18 protein-coding genes are annotated in these 21292 nt (G+C 40.6%); 10 read left to right on the forward strand and 8 right to left on the reverse strand.

The window, feature by feature from the left end:
* Window positions 1–116 precede the first annotated feature (116 nt).
* Window positions 117–650, forward strand: a complete 534-nt coding sequence (locus tag WAO84_RS01855) for a YceI family protein (protein WP_340063321.1) — start codon at window positions 117–119, stop codon at window positions 648–650.
* Window positions 651–716: 66 nt separating this feature from the next.
* Here WAO84_RS01855 and WAO84_RS01860 read toward each other — a convergent pair whose 3' ends face one another.
* The 4 genes from WAO84_RS01860 to WAO84_RS01875 form a co-directional block, all read right to left on the reverse strand.
* The gene (locus WAO84_RS01860) at window positions 717–1412 is read right to left on the reverse strand and encodes a YiaD family glycine zipper/OmpA-like lipoprotein (RefSeq protein WP_340063322.1); all 696 of its coding nucleotides are present in this window, start codon (window positions 1410–1412) and stop codon (window positions 717–719) included.
* A gap of 21 nt (window positions 1413–1433) precedes the next feature.
* The gene (locus WAO84_RS01865) at window positions 1434–1922 is read right to left on the reverse strand and encodes a lipocalin (protein WP_340063323.1); all 489 of its coding nucleotides are present in this window, start codon (window positions 1920–1922) and stop codon (window positions 1434–1436) included.
* Window positions 1923–2089: 167 nt separating this feature from the next.
* Complete coding sequence (locus WAO84_RS01870) at window positions 2090–2932, reverse strand: dienelactone hydrolase family protein (RefSeq protein WP_340063324.1); 843 nt, start codon at window positions 2930–2932, stop codon at window positions 2090–2092.
* Window positions 2933–2961: 29 nt separating this feature from the next.
* The gene (locus WAO84_RS01875) at window positions 2962–4965 is read right to left on the reverse strand and encodes an alpha-ketoacid dehydrogenase subunit alpha/beta (RefSeq protein WP_340063325.1); all 2004 of its coding nucleotides are present in this window, start codon (window positions 4963–4965) and stop codon (window positions 2962–2964) included.
* A gap of 175 nt (window positions 4966–5140) precedes the next feature.
* On the opposite strand from WAO84_RS01875, the gene WAO84_RS01880 reads away from it, so the two are divergent.
* From WAO84_RS01880 to WAO84_RS01905, 6 genes are all read left to right on the forward strand, one after another.
* Complete coding sequence (locus WAO84_RS01880) at window positions 5141–6091, forward strand: isopenicillin N synthase family dioxygenase (RefSeq protein WP_340063326.1); 951 nt, start codon at window positions 5141–5143, stop codon at window positions 6089–6091.
* Between the two features lie 3 nt (window positions 6092–6094).
* Window positions 6095–6448, forward strand: a complete 354-nt coding sequence (locus WAO84_RS01885; RefSeq protein ID WP_340063327.1) for a translation initiation factor — start codon at window positions 6095–6097, stop codon at window positions 6446–6448.
* 80 nt (window positions 6449–6528) lie between these two features.
* Window positions 6529–7464, forward strand: a complete 936-nt coding sequence (locus WAO84_RS01890; RefSeq protein WP_340063328.1) for a DUF1835 domain-containing protein — start codon at window positions 6529–6531, stop codon at window positions 7462–7464.
* Between the two features lies 1 nt (window position 7465).
* A complete protein-coding gene (locus WAO84_RS01895; protein ID WP_340063329.1) occupies window positions 7466–8335 on the forward strand; it encodes a nucleoside phosphorylase in 870 nt (289 codons plus the stop codon).
* Between the two features lie 71 nt (window positions 8336–8406).
* Entirely contained in the window at window positions 8407–10452 is a 2046-nt protein-coding gene (ppk1, locus tag WAO84_RS01900; protein WP_340063330.1) for a polyphosphate kinase 1, read from the forward strand.
* 47 nt (window positions 10453–10499) lie between these two features.
* Window positions 10500–11351, forward strand: a complete 852-nt coding sequence (locus WAO84_RS01905) for a substrate-binding domain-containing protein (RefSeq protein ID WP_340063331.1) — start codon at window positions 10500–10502, stop codon at window positions 11349–11351.
* Between the two features lie 165 nt (window positions 11352–11516).
* Here the strand turns inward: WAO84_RS01905 and WAO84_RS01910 are convergent, their stop codons facing one another.
* On the reverse strand, window positions 11517–12182 hold the full coding sequence (locus tag WAO84_RS01910; protein ID WP_340063332.1) for a uracil-DNA glycosylase: 666 nt from the start codon (window positions 12180–12182) through the stop codon (window positions 11517–11519).
* Between the two features lie 48 nt (window positions 12183–12230).
* On the opposite strand from WAO84_RS01910, the gene WAO84_RS01915 reads away from it, so the two are divergent.
* The gene (locus WAO84_RS01915; protein ID WP_340063445.1) at window positions 12231–14399 is read left to right on the forward strand and encodes an endonuclease MutS2; all 2169 of its coding nucleotides are present in this window, start codon (window positions 12231–12233) and stop codon (window positions 14397–14399) included.
* A 73-nt stretch (window positions 14400–14472) separates the two neighbouring features.
* The gene (locus tag WAO84_RS01920; RefSeq protein WP_340063333.1) at window positions 14473–14889 is read left to right on the forward strand and encodes a thiol-disulfide oxidoreductase DCC family protein; all 417 of its coding nucleotides are present in this window, start codon (window positions 14473–14475) and stop codon (window positions 14887–14889) included.
* Between the two features lie 32 nt (window positions 14890–14921).
* Here the strand turns inward: WAO84_RS01920 and WAO84_RS01925 are convergent, their stop codons facing one another.
* Window positions 14922–16232 (reverse strand): dicarboxylate/amino acid:cation symporter, encoded by a 1311-nt coding sequence (locus tag WAO84_RS01925; protein WP_340063334.1) that lies wholly within the window; start codon window positions 16230–16232, stop codon window positions 14922–14924.
* A gap of 34 nt (window positions 16233–16266) precedes the next feature.
* Window positions 16267–17334: a chorismate synthase gene (aroC, locus tag WAO84_RS01930; protein WP_340063335.1), complete on the reverse strand. Its 1068-nt coding sequence runs from the start codon at window positions 17332–17334 to the stop codon at window positions 16267–16269.
* Window positions 17335–17520: 186 nt separating this feature from the next.
* On the opposite strand from aroC, the gene WAO84_RS01935 reads away from it, so the two are divergent.
* The gene (locus WAO84_RS01935) at window positions 17521–18351 is read left to right on the forward strand and encodes a UDP-2,3-diacylglucosamine diphosphatase (protein WP_340063336.1); all 831 of its coding nucleotides are present in this window, start codon (window positions 17521–17523) and stop codon (window positions 18349–18351) included.
* A 3-nt stretch (window positions 18352–18354) separates the two neighbouring features.
* On the opposite strand, the gene WAO84_RS01940 is transcribed toward WAO84_RS01935, so the two are convergent.
* Window positions 18355–21264 carry an FAD-binding and (Fe-S)-binding domain-containing protein gene (locus WAO84_RS01940; protein WP_340063337.1) on the reverse strand — a complete coding sequence of 970 codons (2910 nt, stop codon included), beginning with the start codon at window positions 21262–21264 and terminating at the stop codon, window positions 18355–18357.
* Between the last annotated feature and the right edge of the window lie 28 nt (window positions 21265–21292).

A 21292-nucleotide genomic window follows, 5' to 3' on the forward strand; every position in this document is an offset into this window, starting at 1 on the left:
GTCTTTAACAAAATGTAAAATATACATTTAAAACGCTGTTTATCAATTGCTTTGTTTAGGTGAAAAATGTAAGTTCATGATTTTTACTACCTTTACCCTACCCAAATATTACTGTCATGTTGTTATTTAAAAATGCCCTTATTCTATTAATTAGTGCCTGGACCTTTTCTGTACTTCCCTCCTTTTGGAGTGCTTCTTTTCAGATACTAGATGCCGAGGCACGTATTCATTTACATATCCCTTCAGATGATATTACCGCTTCCATAGGCGGTTTAAAAACTCAAATTACCTTTGATCCGGCTCATCTTGACGATTTTAAAATGACTGCAGAAGTGAAAGTCGCTACTCTTACTACCGGAAATGCGATTCGGGATATCCGATTTACGTCCCGTAAATTACTGAGTAGAAAAAAATACCCGATCATCCATTTTAAAAGTGAAAAAATACAGCCTGTTGTGAACGGGTACCTGGTTACCGGATTACTGAAAATAAAAGATACTGAGAAACCAATGGTTTTGGATCTTACCTATAGGAACGGGGTAATTGAGGGAGTGTCTTCTATAAATTTATTAGATTTTGGTATCCCGATCTCCGAAATACGCAGGGAGAATAAACTAGATGTGTATTTGTATTTACCGGTGGCAAATTAGAAAGAGTAGAAAAAAGTAAGGCGGTTACGTGCCCTTGTAACCGCCTTTAAAAGCAACTTAACCTACTTATTCATTGCCTGTATTTTCAATAGCTTCTTTTTTCAATTTTTCATTGGCTACAATAGCAATTTCAACGCGTCTGTTTTTAGACCTTCCTTCTGCGGTCTCATTGGTGTACTTAGGCTGGGTTTCTCCATACCAGCTTGTTGAAAAACGCAAACTGGAAATACCTTTACTTACCAAATAACCAGTTACCGATTCTGCTCTTCGCTGAGATAACTGCATATTGTAGTCATCACTACCGGTGCTGTCTGTGTGCCCTTCAACAAGGATATTAGTGTCAGAGTATTCTCTGAATATACCAGACAGTTTATTGAGCGTTTCTCTGGATTTTGCATTAATAGTATGCGAATTAGTAGCAAAATATACACCACTCGATTCATCAAAAGTTACATTAATGCCCTCTCCTACTCTGGTAACCTCGGCGCCTGGGATCTCTTCTTCAATACGCTCTGCCTGACGATCCATTCTATCACCAATGTACGCACCGGCAGCACCTCCTACCACACCTCCAATAATGGCACCCATTGCGGTGTTACCTTTTCCAACATTATTGCCAATAACACCTCCTAAAACAGCCCCGGAAGCAGCTCCGATAACGGCACCTTTTTGTTTATTATTTGCATTTTGAACGGCACTGCACCCGGAAACAAGTACTGTGATGATTATAACGCTCATTGTTCTATAAATCGTATTTTTCATTGTAAGTTTTTTTTGAAAATGTTAAATTTTTCGAGAGAAATTCATAGTGATCACGAAGGGAGACCCTTCAAACATTACCGTGTAAGATAATTGCATTGTGTTGTCATCCAGGTATTTAAGTTGCATTCGGTAGCCCCGGTTCTTATCGAGGTCTTTTTTCCTTTCATCGGTAAATTTCATGGTGAAATCGTACAAACCACTGCCTTTGGCGGTCTCTACGGCAGCCCAACGCACATACCGAATCCCGGGATCGCACCCGTTTTTAGTAACCTCATAAGTACCGGTACTGTTGTTAGAACGGAAAAACCAGTGGGTATTTTCCAAACATTCGGCAGTGACATCGTTAAATAGTTTTACTTCAAACATACCAGATCTGTCATACGTAATACTGCTTAGGGTCCAGTTGCCATCAATTGTGTTTCGGGCAACTCTTTCGGTTTTGGTAACGGAGCAGGATGATACCATCAAAAAAAGTGACAGTGCCATCGTAAGTAAGGGAAATTTGTTCATGTTATTGTTTTTGTAAGTATATACGATAAAAATAAGATTTAAGGATGATTTTATGTAATTCTGTTCATGGATTTTTCATAAACTTAATACCGGGCCCGGAATAGGATATGGCAGATGTAAAAGAAAAGTAAAACATAAAAAAAACCGGAATGCTCCCGGTTTTTTAGCTATTCAAATACGTTCTCAAGCATTGTAACAAGTTCCTGCCATGACTTCTCGTCGGCTTCTTTTTGATAGGCAAGCGGCAGGTTAAACTTTTTCCCTAAAGAATCGGCTGCTTTGCTCGTAAAAGCATGAACCGCTCCTTCATATGCTATATAGGTATATTGCGCACCAATACTGTCCATTTGTCTCTTAAAGGTGGCAATAGCTTCTTTAGGAACAAAAGGGTCGTCTGCCCCGTTGCATACCAGTACCCGTGCTTTTAATTTATCATTGGGCATCACCGGTAATTGTACCCCACTGTGAAATGCAGCTACAGCATCCAGATCGCGCCCTGTATTGGCCATGGTAAGGGCAACGCTTCCGCCAAAACAATACCCTATGGCTGCTATTTGCCCGGGATCTACAGAAGAATGTGCCTGTAACATTTGCATTGCTGCATCAAAACGAGCCTTGGCCACAGGAAGGTTTCCCATGACACTGGAAGCAAATTTCCCGGCATCCTGAGGGTGTGTAGCCTGTTTTCCATCGCCATACATATCTACGGCAATGGCGGTATATCCTAATTTTGCCAGCATATCGGCCCGCTCACGAACATAATCGTTATGGCCCCACCACTCGTGTATAACGATCACACCGGGGCGTTTTCCCTGAAGGTTCTCATCATAAGCAATATAACCTTTCATCGAGATAGAATCGGTTTTATATGTGACTTCTTCTCCTTTTATTTTACTTTCTTCCTTTAAGACGGTTCCTTCGGGCTGAGCAGTTTCTTTTTTATCCTGTTTACAGCCGGTAATGTTAAACAACAGGATACATAAAAAAAATATGTGAGTTACGTGTTTCATATTTTGCGATTTTAGTGTTGGTTTTCAAATTAATAGGCTATTAACTCTAAAAGAGCTTCTTCAAAACGTTGAACGGGTAAGAATTGGTCTTCCAGGTTTTTAGCAAATGGCACTGGAGTTTCGAGACTGCCAACTCTTCTCACAGGACCGTCCAGGTACTCAAAGCAATGTTCATTTATAAGTGCTGCTAGATCACTAGCAATGCCACCAAAAAGAGTATCTTCCTGTAATATGATTGCTTTTCCTGTTTTTTGTACCGATTGGTATATAGCTTCGCTATCAAGAGGTTGCAAAGTTCTCAGGTCCAGCAGGTCGGCTTCTATTTCCGGGTGCTTCTCAAGAGCCTCCAGGGCCCAATGAACACCGGCCCCGTAGGTAATAATACTTACTTGTGAACCGGTTTTTAACGAAGCTGCCTTGCCTAGCGGCAGGGTATAGTACCCCTCCGGCACATCCTGGTAGATGCTCCTGTACAGTGCTTTGTGTTCAAAGAAAAGTACGGGGTTAGGATCGGCTATTGCCGTGGTTAATAAGCCTTTGGCATCGTAAGGAAATGCCGGATAAACCACTTTTAAACCGGGGGTTTTAGTAAACCAGGCTTCATTAGTTTGCGAATGAAAAGGCCCTGCCTGAACTCCGGCACCACAGGGCATACGAATTACAACATCGGCCTTTTCGTTCCAACGGTAGTGGGATTTGGCCAGGTAATTTACAATAGGGTTAAATCCGGTAGAAACAAAATCGGCAAATTGCATTTCCACTACGGCTTTCATTCCGTTTATCGACAATCCCATACCTGCCGATACGATCACCGATTCACAAATAGGGGTATTGCGTACTCTGTCTTTCCCATAACGATCTGCAAAGCCTTCGGTTATTTTAAAAACGCCACCGTATTCTGCTATATCCTGACCCATAATAACCAGATTACCATGGATTTGCATAGCTTCATTTAAAGCTTTGGATACAGCATCTACAAAACGAATATTTTCACTTTTGGAATTTGTCTTAACTTCCTTATAGTCATACTTTTGATAAACATCACTTAACTCTTTGCTTCTATCAGCCTGAATTAAAGGTTCATCATAGGCTTTTTTAAGATTCTCGTCTATTTCACTCTTAAATTCTTTTCTAAATTCTGTGTCTTCTTCTTCTGTGATCACTCCTTCTTCAAGAAGATATTTTCTAAAATTTTCAATGGGATCTTTAAGCGCCCAGCTTTTCATGAGTTCTTCGGGAACATATTTGGTACCGCTGGCTTCTTCATGACCTCTCATACGAAACGTTTTAAATTCCAAAAGAACCGGCCTGGGGTGATTTCTGATACTTTCGGCCAGTTCTGAGACTTTGGTATATACCTCAACAATATTGTTACCATCAATAATATGAGATTCCATACCGTAGCCAACACCCCTATCTGCCAGATTTTGACATTTGTATTGTTCATTCACCGGTGTTGATAGTCCGTAACCATTGTTTTCAATACAGAACAGTACCGGTAGATCCCAGACTGATGCTACATTTAGGGCTTCGTGAAAATCACCTTCACTGGTAGCGCCCTCTCCGGTAAATACAGCGCATACTTTGGGTTCTTTGCGTATGGAGTGCGCAAGGGCAATACCATCTGCTACTCCCATTTGAGGACCCAAATGGGATATCATCCCTATAATTTTATACTCCTGTGTGCCAAAATGAAAACTGCGATCCCGCCCTTTGGTAAACCCGTTCGCTTTTCCCTGCCATTGTGAGAACAAACGGTAAAGTGGAATGTTTCGGGTAGTGAAAACCCCCAGATTACGATGCATTGGTAAAATATACTCATCGGTATGTAAAGCGCTACATACCCCAACAGCAATAGCCTCCTGGCCAATACCGCTAAACCATTTGGATATTTTTCCCTGCCTGAGAAGAACAAGCATTTTTTCTTCTATCATTCGGGGTTTAAGAATGCGTTTATACAAACGTATAAGAGTTTCACTGTTCAGCGCTCCTTTGGCAAAAGTAAGTGGCGTTTCACCGGATATTACTTTCATGTATTTTTATTTTATGGGTGTAAAATTAGGAAAATTATATACGCCTAGAGCCGGGTTTATTCTTTTTGTAGCCCTGATTATGGTTTATCAATATGTTAAATTCGTTATTTTTGTAAATCATGCAGGGCTGTGAGTTACCTGTATGCAATCTAATTGATACAATAGTCAAAGTGATATGAATAAAATACCCACTGTAGATCTTAGAGATTTTTTAAGTGATGATCCTAAGAGAAAAGAGAAGTTTGTAAATGAAATAGGTCATGCGTATGAAACTATTGGTTTTGTAGCCTTAAAAGGTCATTTTCTTAGTGACGAACTGGTAGAACGCCTCTATAGCGAAGTACGTCGTTTTTTTGACTTACCTCTTGATGTAAAAGCCAAATACGAGATTGAAGGTATAGGGGGGCAACGGGGATATACTTCTTTTGGGAAAGAACATGCTAAGGGGCGTAAGGAAGGTGATCTAAAGGAGTTCTGGCATTTTGGACAATATGTGGAAGATGACCCTAAACTGGAAGCTGAATATCCTGATAACGTTTTAGTGCGCGAGTTGCCTGATTTTAATGAAGTAGGTAAGGAAACATTTAAAATGCTCGAAAAAACAGCTAAATATGTATTACGGGCGTTGGCTTTGCGTTTAGATCTGGAAGAAACTTATTTTGACCGGTATATCAAAAACGGAAACTCTATTTTACGCCCTATACACTACCCCCCTATTAAAGAAGAACCCAAAGAAGCCGTACGGGCCGCAGCTCATGGTGATATTAACCTGATCACACTGCTTATGGGGGCTCAGGGCCGTGGCTTACAGGTGCAAAACCATCAGGGCGATTGGATTGATGCCATTGCAGAGCCTGATGAATTAATGATAAATGTGGGTGATATGTTGTCCAGGCACACCAACAACAAGCTTAAATCTACTATACACCGAGTTATTAATCCGCCACGCGAACTTTGGGGTAGCTCCCGTTATTCCATTCCCTTTTTTATGCATCCTGTTAGCAGCATGCCTTTAGACTGCCTGGAAAGCTGTATAGATGCCAGGCACCCAAAACAATATGAAGATATCACAGCGGGGGAATTTTTACAAGAAAGACTTATAGACCTGGGACTTATAAAGAAATGATTTATGGGTAAGAAACCTATTAAAAGCTTTGATGACCTGGGTGATCTTGTATTTTCTACAGATAAAGATCTGCCGGTAGAAGAAGAAATCCTGCCCGAAACACCCCTCGCCCCTTCTGAACAATTTTTGGAAGCACATTTTAGTAATAAGGGCCGTGGCGGAAAAACAGTTACCGTTGTTAAAGGTTTTTCAGGTAGTGAAACTGAGATCAAATTGCTTGCCAAACAAATTAAAACCGCCATTGGTGTGGGAGGCAGTGTAAAAAACGGGGAGATCATTATACAGGGAAATTTCAGGGATAAAATCATAAAATGGCTAGAAGAGCGTTCTTATAACGTAAAGCGGGTTGGCGGATAATTTTAACACGTTAAAATTGTATATAAGTCGTTAAAATGCTTAATTTTACCTTACACTAACTAACCTTATTCGATAGAGAGATGCGTAAAGTTCTTCACATTACCAACGGAGATAGTTTTACCTCAACATTAAAAAAGCTGGATATACAGGGCGATATAATCACATGGCGAGAGATGCTTTGTGAAGGAAAGACTACCCCTGACATAGGCAGTGAAAATTTTTGGAAAATCCGTTATGAGTTTTTAAACAAGTTCTATAAGATCACCAAACGATCTTTTGTGGACCGAACACTAAAGGAATATCGTTCTCTTTGTAATCACAAATCAGAAAACGAGATCATCCTGTGGTTTGAGTACGATCTGTTTTGTCAAATTAATATGATTGCCGTATTAAGCTGGCTGAAAAAACATCGTAAAGGTGTGCAGGTATCCTTGGTCACCAGTGGTCTTCAGGAAGGTGGTGATCGCTACCTCGGGCTGTCTGAACTAACAAAGGAACAACTTTTAGAACTATATAAAACTCGCCTTGAACTCTCTCAGGACGATATAGAGTACGCAGATTATGTATGGCAATTGTACTGTAGCAGTAACCCGCTCAAGTTAGAAAACATTGTCCAACAGCCCAATACTTCTCAATTTGAATACCTTCCTTTAGCCTTAGAAGCACATATTAAACGATTCCCTACTGTACGAAACGGGCTCAATGAGCTTGAGAATCGGTTTTTACGTATTGCTGCCGAGCAAAAACCCGCTTCCAAAAATGCTTTGGTAGGGTCTATGTTAAAAGATCAGGGTGTTTACGGTTTTGGAGATTTACAATTCTTTAAAATGGCCAAAGACCTGAAGCCCCTTTTCCATACATTTAATCCGGTACGATTAAGTCGCCTTGGTAAAGAGGTTTTGAAAGGCGAAACCAGTTTCTATCCAATTATTAAAGATCAGGAAATGTATTTGGGAGGTACATTGAAATACGATTTTCTGTATCATGAAGATACCGGCCGTTTGCTAAAACTTTAATATGTCCATACCACATTCCGAACTTATCCTTAACCCGGACGGGAGTATTTATCATCTCAACCTGCTGCCGGAAGATATTGCACATACTGTACTTTTGGTAGGAGATCCGGATAGGGTAAGCCTGGTATCACAATATTTTGACATCATACGTGTAAAAAAGCAAAAAAGAGAATTTGTTACGCATACCGGTACTCTTAACGGAAAAGAACTCACGGTCATCTCTACCGGTATTGGTACTGACAATATCGATATTGTATTAAATGAACTCGATGCTCTTGTAAATATTGACTTTGAGACCAGATCTGTAAAACAAGAGTTTACTACACTGCGCTTTATAAGGCTGGGAACTTCAGGCTCACTGCAGCCAGATATTCCAGTAAATGATTTTCTTATAAGCACACACGGTTTGGGCTTTGATAACCTTTTACATTTTTATAAAAGCGACCATGTGCAACTCGTTGATTTTCAGGAATATTTTGTAAAATATACCAATTGGTATAAAGATGGTTTCGCTCCTTATATAGTACCTTGCAGTTCTGCTTTACAGGCAATTTTTGAGACCCCGGGTGTGCATAAAGGATGCACGGCTACAGCGGTTGGTTTTTATGGGCCCCAGTCCCGTAAACTCCGGCTGGAAGTACGTGACCCGGATTTTAATGAAAAACTCACTGCATTTGCGTTTAAAGGGGTTCGTATTACTAATCTGGAAATGGAAACCGCCGGTATATACGGACTTTCTGCATTATTGGGTCACCAGGCGGTGTCCCTGAATTGTATTTTAGCCAACCGGCCTTTAAAAACCTTCTCGTCAAACCCTAAAAAGGCCATAGACTCATTAATACAATATGCTTTAGAGCATTTGGCCTCTTAATGATTTAACAATTTGGTTAAATTGTTTTTAAGCCAGATACCTAATTTTACCAAAAATATGGTAATAAGGCAATGGAAAGATTTATAAGTCGTGAACGCAGTTGGCTGGCCTTTAATGCCCGGGTACTTCAGGAAGCAACCGATGAACGCAATCCTTTATTTGAGCGACTAAAGTTTCTTGCTATTTTCTCTTCCAACCTCGATGAGTTTTTTAAGGTAAAAGTTTCACAGTTACGCCAGATCAAAAAAGTAGATAAGCCTTTGCGTAAACGGCTTATCCTGAAGCCTAATAAAAAATTAAAGGCGCTCATTGCCGAAGTTGAACAGCAGCAACAGGAATTTGGACGAATTTTTTTTGAAGAGCTCCTGCCTCAACTTAGTAAAGAAGGAATTGAGCTTGTTGACAAAAGCTCCTTTTCAGAGACACAACGTATATATGGCACTTTGTATTTCAGATATCATTTAAAAAATAGTATTAACGTAGTAAAGCCTCAAACAGGGAAAAAAGTTTTTCTGGAAGACGGAGATCTATATTTAGCAGTGATGCATGATAACAAACTCATTTTTGTATCAATACCCGTATCGTCAGGCCGCTTTATTGCTTTACCCGCAGCTAAGGGTACACATGCCATTACTTTTGTAGAAGAGCTTATTAAAGATAATCTGGAGGAAATTCTTCCCGGCCTAACAAAAAAAGAGTCATTTGAGATAAAACTTTCCAGAGATGCCGAACTGTATCTGGAAGATGATTTTGACGGAGACCTGGCCCAACAGATCTATGAAAACCTGGGGCAACGTAAAGAAGGGCAGGCTACCCGATTACTGTATGATATGCGCATGCCTGAAAAAATGCGTGAGCGGTTAAAAAAAATACTGGGACTGGGAAAAGCAGACATGGTACCCGGAGGAAAATATCATAATTTCAGTGATCTTTTAAGTCTTAAGGACCCAACCGGAAATGCGAAACTACATTTCGAATCGCAAAAAGCATTACCACATCCCGTATTACAAAGAAATGAAGATTATTTTGAGCATATCAGAGAAAAAGACCAGATAGTACATTTTCCGTATCAGTCATTTGATATTTTACAGGGGTTTCTTGAGACTTGTGCCAGTGACCCTCAGGTAACTTCCATAAGTATCTCTTTATATCGTATTGCTAAAGAATCAGAGCTTACCAATGCCTTACTGCGGGCGTTACGCAACCGTAAGAGAGTTATGATCTTTATGGAAACCCAGGCGCGTTTTGATGAAGCTAATAATTACGAATGGGGCAAGCGATTTGAAAACGAAGGTGCCTTTGTGTATTATAGCATTCGTGGGCTCAAAGTGCATTCCAAAATACTCCAGGTTACGCGTAAAGAAGGCTCCGGGAGCAGAAAATATTCGTTTATCAGTACGGGGAACTTCAATGCAGAAACAGCCCGCATTTATACCGATCATGGCCTTTTCACAGCAAATCAGGCTATTAATTCTGATATCTCACTTGTTTTTGATTATCTGGAAGGCAACAGAGCCTCTGTTACCCCGGCTACCGTATTGGTATCCCCTTTTACTACCCGGGTTACTTTTGAGAACCTGATAGATCAGGAAATTACAAATGCCCGTAAAGGAAAGCCCAGTGGAATTACTGCGAAAATGAATGCGTTGGAAGACAAAAAGCTTATTGAACAACTGTATAAAGCTTCAGAAGCCGGCGTTCCGGTAAGATTGCTTGTAAGAGGCTTTTGCTGTTTGATATCGCAACGAAAAGGCCTGAGCGATCACATTAAAGTAACCAGTATTGTAGATCGCTATTTAGAACATGGCCGTATCTATATTTTTGAAAACGCCGGAAACCAAAAAATGTATATAGGTTCGGCTGACTGGATGCCTCGTAACCTGGACAAAAGAATTGAAGTGCTAGCTCCAATCCTGGATAAAGAAGTCTTTACAGAGCTATACCACCTTTTACAATTACAGCTAAATGATACTGTGAAAGCAAGACATATTGAGGAAGAACACAAAAATGAATATGTGAGATCTTCAGGTATAGGAACCCCACTCCGTTCCCAATATGCACAGTTTGATTACCTTACCTCTCTTCTATCAAAAAAAGCAAATAAGGTATATCGTTAACGGCATTTGCGTGGTATATTTGCAGTTTAATTTTTAAAAAGAATACTGTGATATCAATTACGGTTGCCGGAGTTCCGGAACATTTTAATTACCCGTGGCACATGGCTATCAAAGAGGGTGCTTTTCAGGATCGTGGTTTAGATGTACAATGGAAAGATGTACCCGAAGGCACAGGCCGTATGTGTGAAATGTTGAGAACCGGTGAAACCGATTTTGCTATTATACTTACAGAAGGTATTATAAAAGATATTGCCGCAGGCAACCCTTCCGGTATTGTTCAGGTATATGTAAAAACACCACTCATTTGGGGTATTCATGTGGCCGCTAACAGCCCATACAGATCTTTAGACTCCCTAAAGGGTACTGTTGCAGCTATAAGCCGGTATGGAAGCGGAAGTCATTTAATGTCCTTTGTAAATGCAAACCGTATGGGATGGAACACTCGTAACCTCAAGTTTAAAGTAGTAAATACACTTGAAGGTGGTGTTGAAGCGCTTTCTAAAGAAGAAGCGGCCTATTTTCTCTGGGAACACTATACTACTAAACCTTTGGTAGATGAGGGTACTTTTCGCAGATTAGGTGACTGCCCTACCCCCTGGCCCTGTTTTGTTATTGCAGTACGAAATACCTTTGTAGAGGAAAAGGCACCTATTGTAAAACATGTACTGGAAGTGATCAATACCTATACTGCCGATTTTAAACATATACCGGGTATAGCCAAAACATTGGCAAATAAATACAGACAACAACCGGAAGATGTGACCGACTGGCTGTCAAGGACTTCATGGGGAGATCAAAATTTAACCCCCGAAGAATTAAAAAAAGTACAGAGTTATTTGTTAGATCTGGATCTACTTTCAAAGTTATGGGAATCCCATAATTATATTACGGAATTATAATTCTTTATGATTTCTATAAACAGTTTTACGCTTAACCGATAAAGGGCTTACTTCATCGAGTATTTTTGAAGTTTCGGGTAGGTTTTCATTAGTTTTACTCCGCTATTAATCAATATACTTATACAAAAAATAGGTGCAGCGTTATTTATAACCTGCCCTTTTTTTTTACCATATAATTGAAGTATGACCATTACTTTCCAAAAAGCGGTTGCAAGCACTAAAATGCTTATTACCAAACCACAAGCCACGGTTGGCACTTAATGGAGAAGGGTGTCCTGAAGAGAGGACATGGTGTTTGCTTTTATCTACAATAGCTCCTTTTTTCTTGGCATATCCTCCCCAGAGCATAAAAACAATATTTTCTTTTTGAGATGACAGCAGTCTTATTACGGCATCGGTAAACTGTTCCCATCCTCTGTTTTGATGACTTCCGGCCTGATGCGCCCTTACGGTAAGCGTAGCGTTTAATAGCAGTACCCCCTGATCGGCCCATCTTTCCAGATTACCGCTTTTGGGGTAAGGTGTCCCCAGGTCCTGTTCTATTTCTTTGAAAATATTGATAAGTGACGGAGGGTGTGGTACACCGGTGTTCACAGAAAAACAAAGTCCGTTGGCCTGGCCGGGGCCGTGGTATGGGTCCTGACCTATAATAACCACTTTTACATCATCAAAGCTGCAATGATCAAAAGCTGCAAAAATCCGATTACCACGGGGATAACAGGTGTGTTGGGTATATTCATTTTTTACAAAATCAACCAGTTGTTTGAAATACGGTAAAGAAAATTCACTTTCCAGGTGTTGCTTCCAGCTGTTATGTATATGTACGTTCATATAAAAGCACTATTTTTGCCAGGCTCAAAAGTAGCATTTCTTATGGCAATGCACAAAATACATGACAAAACCTTACAAGACCTGGAAATGGCCACTGTTTTACAACAACTGGCTGAACGCTGTCATACCGAAACCGGCTCTGAAATGGCATTGGCAACGGTTCCTTTTACCCATAAAGAAGAAATGCTCACCGCACTTAAACAAACCTCGGAGTATGTATCGTCTTTTGACAATAATAACCGCATTCCCAATCATTCGTTTGACAGGGTTGATAATGAGGTAAGCCTTCTCAAAATAGAAAACACACAAATAGAGCTCAAAGGGTTTCGAAAAATAGGTGCTATGTCTGCCACAGTGAATACCCACCTTACTTTTTTTAAAAAGTTTAAAGAGTATTATCCAACCCTACATGAAACGGCTGATACTATACTTTTTACAAAAGATATTATTGAGGCAATTGACGGTGTAATCGATCGTTTTGGTGAAGTAAAAGACGATGCCAGCGATGCGCTGTTACAGATTAGACGGAGTATGCATCAGGTAAAGTTAAAGATCAACGAGAGTTTTGGCAGGGCCTTAAACACTTATGTGAATGCGGGCTTTCTGGACGATATTCGGGAGAGTGTGGTAGATAACAGAAGAGTTCTTGCGGTAAAGGCCATGTACCGGCGAAAAGTGAAAGGTACCGTGCTGGGGAGCTCTAAAACCGGGAGTATTGCCTACATAGAACCAGAAGTAACACATACCTCCACCCGGGAGTTGAGCCAGTTAGAATATGATGAAAAAGAAGAAATAAATCGCATTTTAAAAGAGTTAACCAATTTTTTGCGCCCCTATACTGTCTTGATACAGTCGTATCAGGAGTTTTTAACACTCATTGACGTCGTAGCGGCTAAAGCAGGATATGCCATAGAGCTAAACGCCTGTTTGCCTGAGATTACAGATGACCAAAATGTGTATCTAAAAGATGCTTATCATCCGTTGTTATATCTTTCTAATAAAAAAGAAGGGCATACTACCTGGCCCCAAACCATTAATTTACACAAAGAACAGCGTATTATTGTGATCTCCGGGCCAAACGCCGGAGGAAAAAGCATTACGCTTAAAACGGTGGGGCTCCTTCAATTAATGCTGCAAAGCGGAATGCTGGTGCCTGTGCATCCACGTAGTAAAATGAGTATTTTTGATCGTATTCTTACCGATATTGGTGATAACCAATCTATAGAGAACCATTTAAGCACTTACAGTTACCGCTTAAAGAACATGAATTACTTTTTGCGTAAGTGCAATGCGAAAACCCTTTTCCTTATTGATGAATTTGGTACGGGAAGTGATCCGGAACTGGGCGGGGCACTGGCAGAGACCTTTCTTGAAGAGTTCTATCACAGAGAGGCTTTTGGTATAATCACGACACATTATGCCAATCTTAAAATACTGGCTAATGAACTGCCGTATGCCGTAAATGCCAATATGATGTTTGATCGTAAAACACTGGAACCTGCCTTTAAACTTATACTTGGCGAGGCCGGTAGCTCTTTTACTTTTGAAGTGGCACAAAAAAACGGGATCCCTTACGGGCTCATTAACCGTGCGAAGAAAAAAATTGAGCGGGGTAAAGTACGCTTTGATGCTACCATTGCCAAACTGCAGAAGGAGCGTACTAAAATGGAAAAAACCTCATCAGCCCTTAAGGATGAAGAAACAAAGGCCCGGGAAGAGGCCCGGCGCTTAGAGGAGCTTAATACAAGGGTAAAAAGTAAACTGGAGAACTATCAGGAACTTTACGATCACAACCAGCGAATGATCTATTTAGGCAATAAGATCAATACTCTGGCCGAGAATTACTTTTACCACAAAAAGAAACGACCTCTCATTTCAGAATTTCTGCGTATCGTGGAAACTGAGAATGCCAAGCGCAAAAAGAAAACAACTACCGAGAAAAAGGCAGAGAAGGAGAAAAAGATTCAAGTAGAAAAAGAGGTAGTGAAAGAGGTAGTAGCGATACGAAAGAAAAAGGAACAGGAGAAGAAAAAAGAAGAAAAGACTAAAAAGGAAGCACCCAAAGTAGCTCTGAAGCCCGGTGACAGGGTACGTATGCTCGATGGAAAAGCAATAGGTACCATTGATGTAATTGAGAAAAAGAAAGCAGTAGTAAATTACGGTCTTTTTATTACCAATGTAAGTCTGGATCAACTGGAACTGGTAGAAAGAAAATAATAAATAAACTATTCACCCCTTTAATTGTGTTTTAACGATTAATCTTGATTTATGTCGTATTTTTGTAATTGATATGGAACTGGAACCTGGAAAAAAACTTATTCTTTTTGATGGCGTTTGCAACCTTTGCAATGGCGCTGTATTGTTTGTAATAAAACGAGATAAAAAAGATGTTTTTCGCTTTGCTTCTCTGCAAAGTGATTTGGCCCGTAAGCTTATTAAAGAAAGGGGCATTGATACTGCTACTACAGATTCTATTATTTTAATTGAACCGGGAGTAGCTTATTACACCCGCTCTACAGCTGCTCTGGAGATAGCAAAAGAGTTTGGGGGTATCTGGAATTTATTGCGCCCGTTTCACTATATCTTTCCAACCGGGTTGCGAGATGCCCTGTATGATTTTGTGGCGAGAAACCGCTATCGGTGGTTTGGTAAGAAGGATAGCTGTATGATACCTACTCCTGAATTAAAAGCGCGTTTTGTGGATTAAGGGTCCCCATATTACAATAAGGCATTTTTTTCTTATTGTTCACCCTTCGGATAATAATCATCCCATTCTTTTACCTTAGGTTCTCCCAGTTTGTTTACTGATTTAGCAACCATCATCGAAACCGCTGCATCCCCTGTTACATTTACAGTGGTCCGGCACATATCCAAAGGCCTATCTACTGCAAAAATCAGGGCAAGGCCTGCTTCGGGTATTCCGGCCTGTGCCAGAACAATTACCAGCATTACCATACCGGCTCCGGGAACTGCAGCAGAACCTATAGAAGCCAGTGTAGCGGTAGCAATAATTCCCAATTGGGTACTAAAACTAAGGTCCATACCAAAAGCCTGTGCGATAAAAACGGCAGCAACTGCCTGGTAAAGGCTGGTACCATCCATATTAATGGTGGCCCCAATAGGTAAAACAAAACTGGCAACTTCGTCATCAACGCCCAGGTGTTCCTCCACACGTTCCATAGTAACCGGTAAAGTGGCGGCGCTGGAACTGGTAGAAAAAGCAAGTAATTGTGCGGGAACAATACCATTTAGGAAAAAAAGTGGTTTTTTCTTGGTAAATACCCATACGAGGGTTGTATAGACCAGCAGCATTAGCAAGAGTCCCAGCAGTACGCAGAGCGCATACCAAAAAAGGGCTATAAAAAGGTCCGTACTAGGCGCTTCGGCCACTAAAGCTGCCAATAACGCAAAAACGCCATAGGGTGCAGCCAGCATAATAAGGTCTATAAGTTTTAGGATCACCTCGTTAAACCCGTCAAAAAATGCCTTTACGGGAGCCGATTTTTGATCTGGAATTAAAATAAGGCCAATACCAAAGAAAATGGCAAATACAATTACCTGTAACATGTTGCCATTATCGGTAGCTGCATTAAAGATATTACTGGGTACCAGATCTTCCAAAGCTTTGAGCGGACCAGCCTCTTTTTGCTTTTCAGCCTGTGATATCCTTGTGCCGGCATCTCCTCCATAACTGGCCATTAACTCATTTCTTGTCTCTTCTAAGATAGACTCTCCGGGTTTTATAACATTAACGATCGTAAGGCCAATAGATACCGCAATAATGGTGGTAGCAATATACGTGAGTATAGTACGGCCTCCCATTTTAGACAACTTGGATATGTCTCTAAGATCTGATACACCTTTTATAAGTGAGGCCAGAATAAGAGGTACTGCAATGAGTTTAAGGGCATTTATAAAAATGGTGCCAAAAGGTTTGATCCAGTCGGTTATGAATTTAGGTCCCCATGAAAACTGAACAAGTGTGAATGCAAAGACAACCCCTGCAACCATACCCAATAAAATTTGCCAGTGTAATGCTATTTTTTTCATGTATTGTTAATTAACAAAGCGTTCTAAATGGCTTTTATGAAAGTTTGGTGATTTGATTTAACAAATAATAATCGGCAAGTACCAGTGCGGTCATAGCCTCTACTATAGGCACGGCACGGGGCACTACGCAGGGGTCATGCCTTCCTTTCCCCTTCATGGTTACTTCTTCTCCTTTTTGGTTTATGGTAGGTTGTGCCTGAATAATGGTTGCAACGGGTTTAAAGGCTACTTTAAAATAAATATCCATACCATTACTTATGCCTCCCTGGATGCCACCGGAATAATTGGTTTGGGTACTGCCATCGGCATGATATCGGTCGTTATGAACACTCCCTCGCATGGTTGCTCCATAAAATCCGCTACCGTATTCAAAACCTTTTACGGCATTAATAGAGAGCATAGCTTTGCCTAACTCGGCGTGTAATTTATCAAAAACAGGTTCTCCAAGACCCACAGGTACATTGCGTACTACGCAGGAAACGACCCCACCTATGGTATCCCCTTCTTTACGTACTTTCCTTATAAGTGTTTCCATTTGTGCTGCGGTAGCCGCATCAGGACAGCGTACGGGGTTGTTTTCAGTACTGTCGAGGTCCAGTTCCTGATATGGAACGGTAAGCGAAAGATCTCCTACGGCAGAGACGTAGGCGTTAATACGAATATCTGATAATAACTGTCTTGCAATGGCTCCCGCAACGACCCGTGAAGCGGTTTCTCTTGCAGAACTGCGTCCACCGCCGCGATAGTCTCTAAAGCCGTATTTTTTATCATATACAAAATCGGCATGGCTGGGGCGGTAACGGTCCTTGATATGAGAGTAGTCTTTAGACCGTTGGTCTTCATTGTAAATTACAAAACCAATAGGCGTACCAGTAGTTTTACCTTCAAAGAGGCCACTTAAAAACCGAACGGTATCACTTTCTTTTCTCTGGGTAACAATGGCAGATTGTCCCGGTTTTCTTCGGTCCAGTTCTTTTTGTATGGCATCCATATCCAGCAACAGCCCCGCAGGACAACCATCTATGATACCACCTATGGCCGCCCCATGCGATTCTCCAAATGTAGTGAGTTTAAAAAGGTTTCCGAAAGAGTTTCCGGCCATAGTTTGCTCCTTTGCAACAAATGTAATTTTTAAATCAGAGAAACAAAAATTAAATACGGATAATAATAAGTTAATACACGGCAGGTTTAATGATAATTATTTAACAATATTCTTATATAGAATTAATTGCGTTTTAATGTTGTAGTAATAAGATACTGTTTCCTTTGCAGGAAATAACTCCTTCAATTGAGAAAACGAAAAGTAGAAACGGTAGTTATATCTGATGTGCATTTGGGAACCTATGGTTGCCATGCGGGTGAACTTTTGTCTTATCTTAACAGTATTCAGCCGGAAAAATTAATTATGAACGGTGATATAATAGATATCTGGCAATTTCGAAAGCGTTATTTTCCTAAAGCTCATTTACAGGTTATCAAAAAGATCATAGATATGTCCACTGCAGGGACGGAGGTTTTTTATATAACCGGAAACCACGATGAAATGCTCCGCAAATTCAGTGATGTAAGTATGGGTAACATACATATCCTTGATAAACTGGTGCTAAATATGGACGGAAAAAAGGCCTGGATATTTCACGGCGATGTTTTTGATGCTTCTATTCAGCATACCAAGTGGATTGCCAAACTGGGTGGATGGGGGTATGATTTCCTTATTGTACTTAATCGCATCATTAACTGGGTGCTCATAAAAATGGGACGGGAAAAGTATTCCTTGTCAAAAAAAATCAAGAATAGTGTAAAAAAAGCAATTAAGTATGTCAATGATTTTGAAAAGGTAGCTGCAGACCTCGCTATTGAAAATGGATATAAATACGTGGTATGCGGACATATTCACCAACCGCAAATGGTACGAAAAGTAAATAAAAACGGTATATGTCTGTACCTGAACAGTGGGGATTGGGTAGAAAACCTGACTTCTTTAGAATATCACAATAAGCGCTGGGAACTTTATCACTTTAACGAAGATAAATTGAGTCCGTTTTACAGCGATGAGGATATTAAAACCATGACCTATAAAGAATTGCTGGCGGCCATCACTATTACCGGCAAAAAATAACGTTTACTTTAAGGCTTCTTTAAAAATAGAGATGGGATGATGCGCTTTCTTACCCGTACCGTCAAACACCTGATGTCTGCAACTGGTACCATTGGCCGCGATGATGGTGTTTTCGGCAGCATTCTTTACTGCGGGGAATAAAGTTAAAGCTCCCACCTTCATACTCACTTCATAATGTTCCTGTTCATAACCAAAAGACCCGGCCATTCCGCAGCAGCCGGAAGGTATAATAGTTACCCGATAGTTTTCCGGAATATTGAGCATGGTAAATGTGCATTTCTGATTGGATAGTGCTTTTTGATGGCAATGTCCGTGTATTTTTATGGTGCGTTTTTCCTGTGTAAAGGCATGAGATGTAATAGCGCCGTTTTCAATTTCTGATGCCAGGAATTCTTCAATTAAAAAGCTGTTTTTTGAAATATACTGAGCGGTATCGATATCGTTAACCATTCTCACATATTCGTCCCGAAAAGACAAGATAGCAGAAGGTTCCAGACCCAGAAACACTTTGCCGGGAATCATTACTTTTTTAAGGGCTTTGATATTGGTATTGGCAAGTAAGTGTGCTTCTTTTAAAAAACCCTTCGATAAAAAGGTACGTCCGCTTTCTCCATAAAACAGAGATACTTTATAACCTAACCTGCACAACACCTCTATAGCATCTACCCCAATTTGTGTATCCATATACCGGGTAAATTCATCAATAAAAAGAATGACTTCTTTTTTAGAAGAGGATGTATTTTTATACTGGTTTAGAACCTGGTCAAAGTTAACCTTATGAACTTCAGGCAAACTGCGTTGCGGATGTACCCCCAGTGTTTTTTTAATAATTGCAGAGAGAAAGGGAGTTTTGTACACGCGGTTGGTCAATGCGGGTACTTTTGCCGCCAGGGCGTTCAATTTGGTGTTATGGGCAAAAACACGATCTCTAAAACGTGTGCCGTTTGCCTGCTGGTACTGGTATAAGAACTCTGCTTTAAGTGTAGCGATATCTACGTTGCTTGGACATTCACTGCTACAGGCTTTGCAGCTAAGGCAAAGGTCAAAAACTTCTTTTAGTTCTTTATGGTCAAACTTATTGGGTTTTTGTGATTGGGTCAAGAACTCACGAAGAGCATTCGCTCTGGCTCTGGTGGTGTCTTTTTCGTTCTTGGTAGCATGATAACTGGGGCACATAGCTCCTTTAGAGAGGTGGGTTTTACGACAATCGCCGCTTCCGTTGCACTTCTCGGCAGCCCTTAAGATGCCCTCCGAATCAGAAAAATCAAAAAAAGTAGTGATCTCAGGCTCTTTTCTTTCCGTTTTGTACCTCAGATCTTTGTCCATAGGATACGCATCTACTATTTTTCCGGGGTTGAAAATTCCCTTGGGGTCAAAACATTGTTTTATGGCTTTGAGAATATGGTAGTTTTCCTTTCCAACCATAAATTCTATAAACTCCCCTCTTACAACCCCGTCTCCATGTTCTCCGCTTAAAGAGCCTTTATATTTTTTTACCAGGCGGGCTACATCTTCTGTTATTTTTCTAAAAAGTTTTACATCTTTTTCTTTTTTAAGGTCTAAAATAGGCCGTAAATGCAATTCTCCGGCTCCGGCATGAGCATAGTACACTGCTTTTTGTCCGTAGGTGGTCATAAGTGCCGTAAACTCTTCAATGTAGGGAGCCAGATCGTCCAGAGCCACTGCCGTATCTTCTATACAGGCTACAGCCTTTTTATCACCCACCATATTCCCTAACAACCCCAGGCCTGCTTTTCGAAGCTCAAGTGCTTTACCTATATCTTCCCGGTACAGAGAAGGCATGGCATAACACAATTGTGAAGCTTCCAGTGTTTTTAGCAAAGCCTGCCTGCGATGCTCTAAAATCTCTTCATCTTTATCATGAAGTTCAAGCATAAGTACCCCTTGCGGATCACCTTCTATAAAAAAACGATTGGGTTGTTGTGATTTATTATTTTTGGTACAGTCCAGAATTACTTTATCCATCAACTCACAGGTAGCCAGGTCGTGTTGCATACTTGGCACAACTGCTTTACAGGCCTTCTCAATACTTTCAAAGTGCGCTGCGATCATAACTTTATAAGGAGGTGGCAATATATCCAATTGCAATTTGATACGAGTAGTAAAGGCCAGGGTGCCTTCACTACCGCTAAGGAGTTTGCACATATTAAAAGGAACCCCGCCTGCCGTAAAGGGATCCATTTTTATGAGCTCGTCTATGGCATATCCTGTATTTCGGCGATGGATCTCCGGTTTGGGATATTCTTCTAAAATACCTGCTTGTACTTTTGCCGGTGACAGAAGCGATACTATATTTCTGTAGATAGTACCCTCCAGTGTTTCCAATTGAGTTTTGCCATTGAATTCTTCAGAAGTAAGTTCTTTAAAAGTCACTTCTGAGCCATCGCTGAGCAATACATCCATTTCCAGTACTTTATCGCGGGTCACACCATATTGAATGGAGGTAGTTCCACTGGAGTTGTTGCCCGTCATCCCTCCTATCATACAACGGTTAGAAGTAGAAGTATTAGGGCCAAAAAAAAGACCATGGGGTTCCAGGTAAAGATTGAGTTCATCACGAATAACTCCGGGTTCTACAGTTACTGTTTTTTCCCGGGTATCTACCTCAAGTATTTTGGTAAAATATCTTGATACATCTACCACTATCCCCTCTCCTACACATTGGCCTGCAAGCGATGTACCGGCAGTTCGCGGTATAATACCCAAACTGTGTTTGTTTGCAAAATGAATAATTTTTATAAGGTCGCTTTTATTCCTGGGAAAACATACCGCCTGCGGTGTTTTTCTATACACAGAGGCGTCTGTTGCATACAGTGCTTTGTGTAATGTATCAGTAAAAAGATCCCCTTTCAGTTCTCTCTCAAGAGAATCGAATAAAAATTTTGAAGACATTTTGGACTTTTTTGTAAAAATAGCAATT

The organism is Ascidiimonas aurantiaca (assembly GCF_037646345.1).
Classification (GTDB): domain Bacteria; phylum Bacteroidota; class Bacteroidia; order Flavobacteriales; family Flavobacteriaceae; genus Ascidiimonas; species Ascidiimonas aurantiaca.

What these genes read in the sequence shown, in the direction of transcription:
- WAO84_RS01855 (WP_340063321.1), top strand. Translation starts at nt 117, where the DNA reads ATGTTGTTATTTAAAAATGCCCTTATTCTATTAATTAGTGCCTGGACC.
- WAO84_RS01860 (WP_340063322.1), bottom strand. Translation starts at nt 1,412, where the DNA reads ATGAAAAATACGATTTATAGAACAATGAGCGTTATAATCATCACAGTA.
- WAO84_RS01865 (WP_340063323.1), bottom strand. Translation starts at nt 1,922, where the DNA reads ATGAACAAATTTCCCTTACTTACGATGGCACTGTCACTTTTTTTGATG.
- WAO84_RS01870 (WP_340063324.1), bottom strand. Translation starts at nt 2,932, where the DNA reads ATGAAACACGTAACTCACATATTTTTTTTATGTATCCTGTTGTTTAAC.
- WAO84_RS01875 (WP_340063325.1), bottom strand. Translation starts at nt 4,965, where the DNA reads ATGAAAGTAATATCCGGTGAAACGCCACTTACTTTTGCCAAAGGAGCG.
- WAO84_RS01880 (WP_340063326.1), top strand. Translation starts at nt 5,141, where the DNA reads ATGAATAAAATACCCACTGTAGATCTTAGAGATTTTTTAAGTGATGAT.
- WAO84_RS01885 (WP_340063327.1), top strand. Translation starts at nt 6,095, where the DNA reads ATGGGTAAGAAACCTATTAAAAGCTTTGATGACCTGGGTGATCTTGTA.
- WAO84_RS01890 (WP_340063328.1), top strand. Translation starts at nt 6,529, where the DNA reads ATGCGTAAAGTTCTTCACATTACCAACGGAGATAGTTTTACCTCAACA.
- WAO84_RS01895 (WP_340063329.1), top strand. Translation starts at nt 7,466, where the DNA reads ATGTCCATACCACATTCCGAACTTATCCTTAACCCGGACGGGAGTATT.
- ppk1 (WP_340063330.1), top strand. Translation starts at nt 8,407, where the DNA reads ATGGAAAGATTTATAAGTCGTGAACGCAGTTGGCTGGCCTTTAATGCC.
- WAO84_RS01910 (WP_340063332.1), bottom strand. Translation starts at nt 12,182, where the DNA reads ATGAACGTACATATACATAACAGCTGGAAGCAACACCTGGAAAGTGAA.
- WAO84_RS01915 (WP_340063445.1), top strand. Translation starts at nt 12,231, where the DNA reads ATGCACAAAATACATGACAAAACCTTACAAGACCTGGAAATGGCCACT.
- WAO84_RS01920 (WP_340063333.1), top strand. Translation starts at nt 14,473, where the DNA reads ATGGAACTGGAACCTGGAAAAAAACTTATTCTTTTTGATGGCGTTTGC.
- WAO84_RS01925 (WP_340063334.1), bottom strand. Translation starts at nt 16,232, where the DNA reads ATGAAAAAAATAGCATTACACTGGCAAATTTTATTGGGTATGGTTGCA.
- aroC (WP_340063335.1), bottom strand. Translation starts at nt 17,334, where the DNA reads ATGGCCGGAAACTCTTTCGGAAACCTTTTTAAACTCACTACATTTGGA.
- WAO84_RS01940 (WP_340063337.1), bottom strand. Translation starts at nt 21,264, where the DNA reads ATGTCTTCAAAATTTTTATTCGATTCTCTTGAGAGAGAACTGAAAGGG.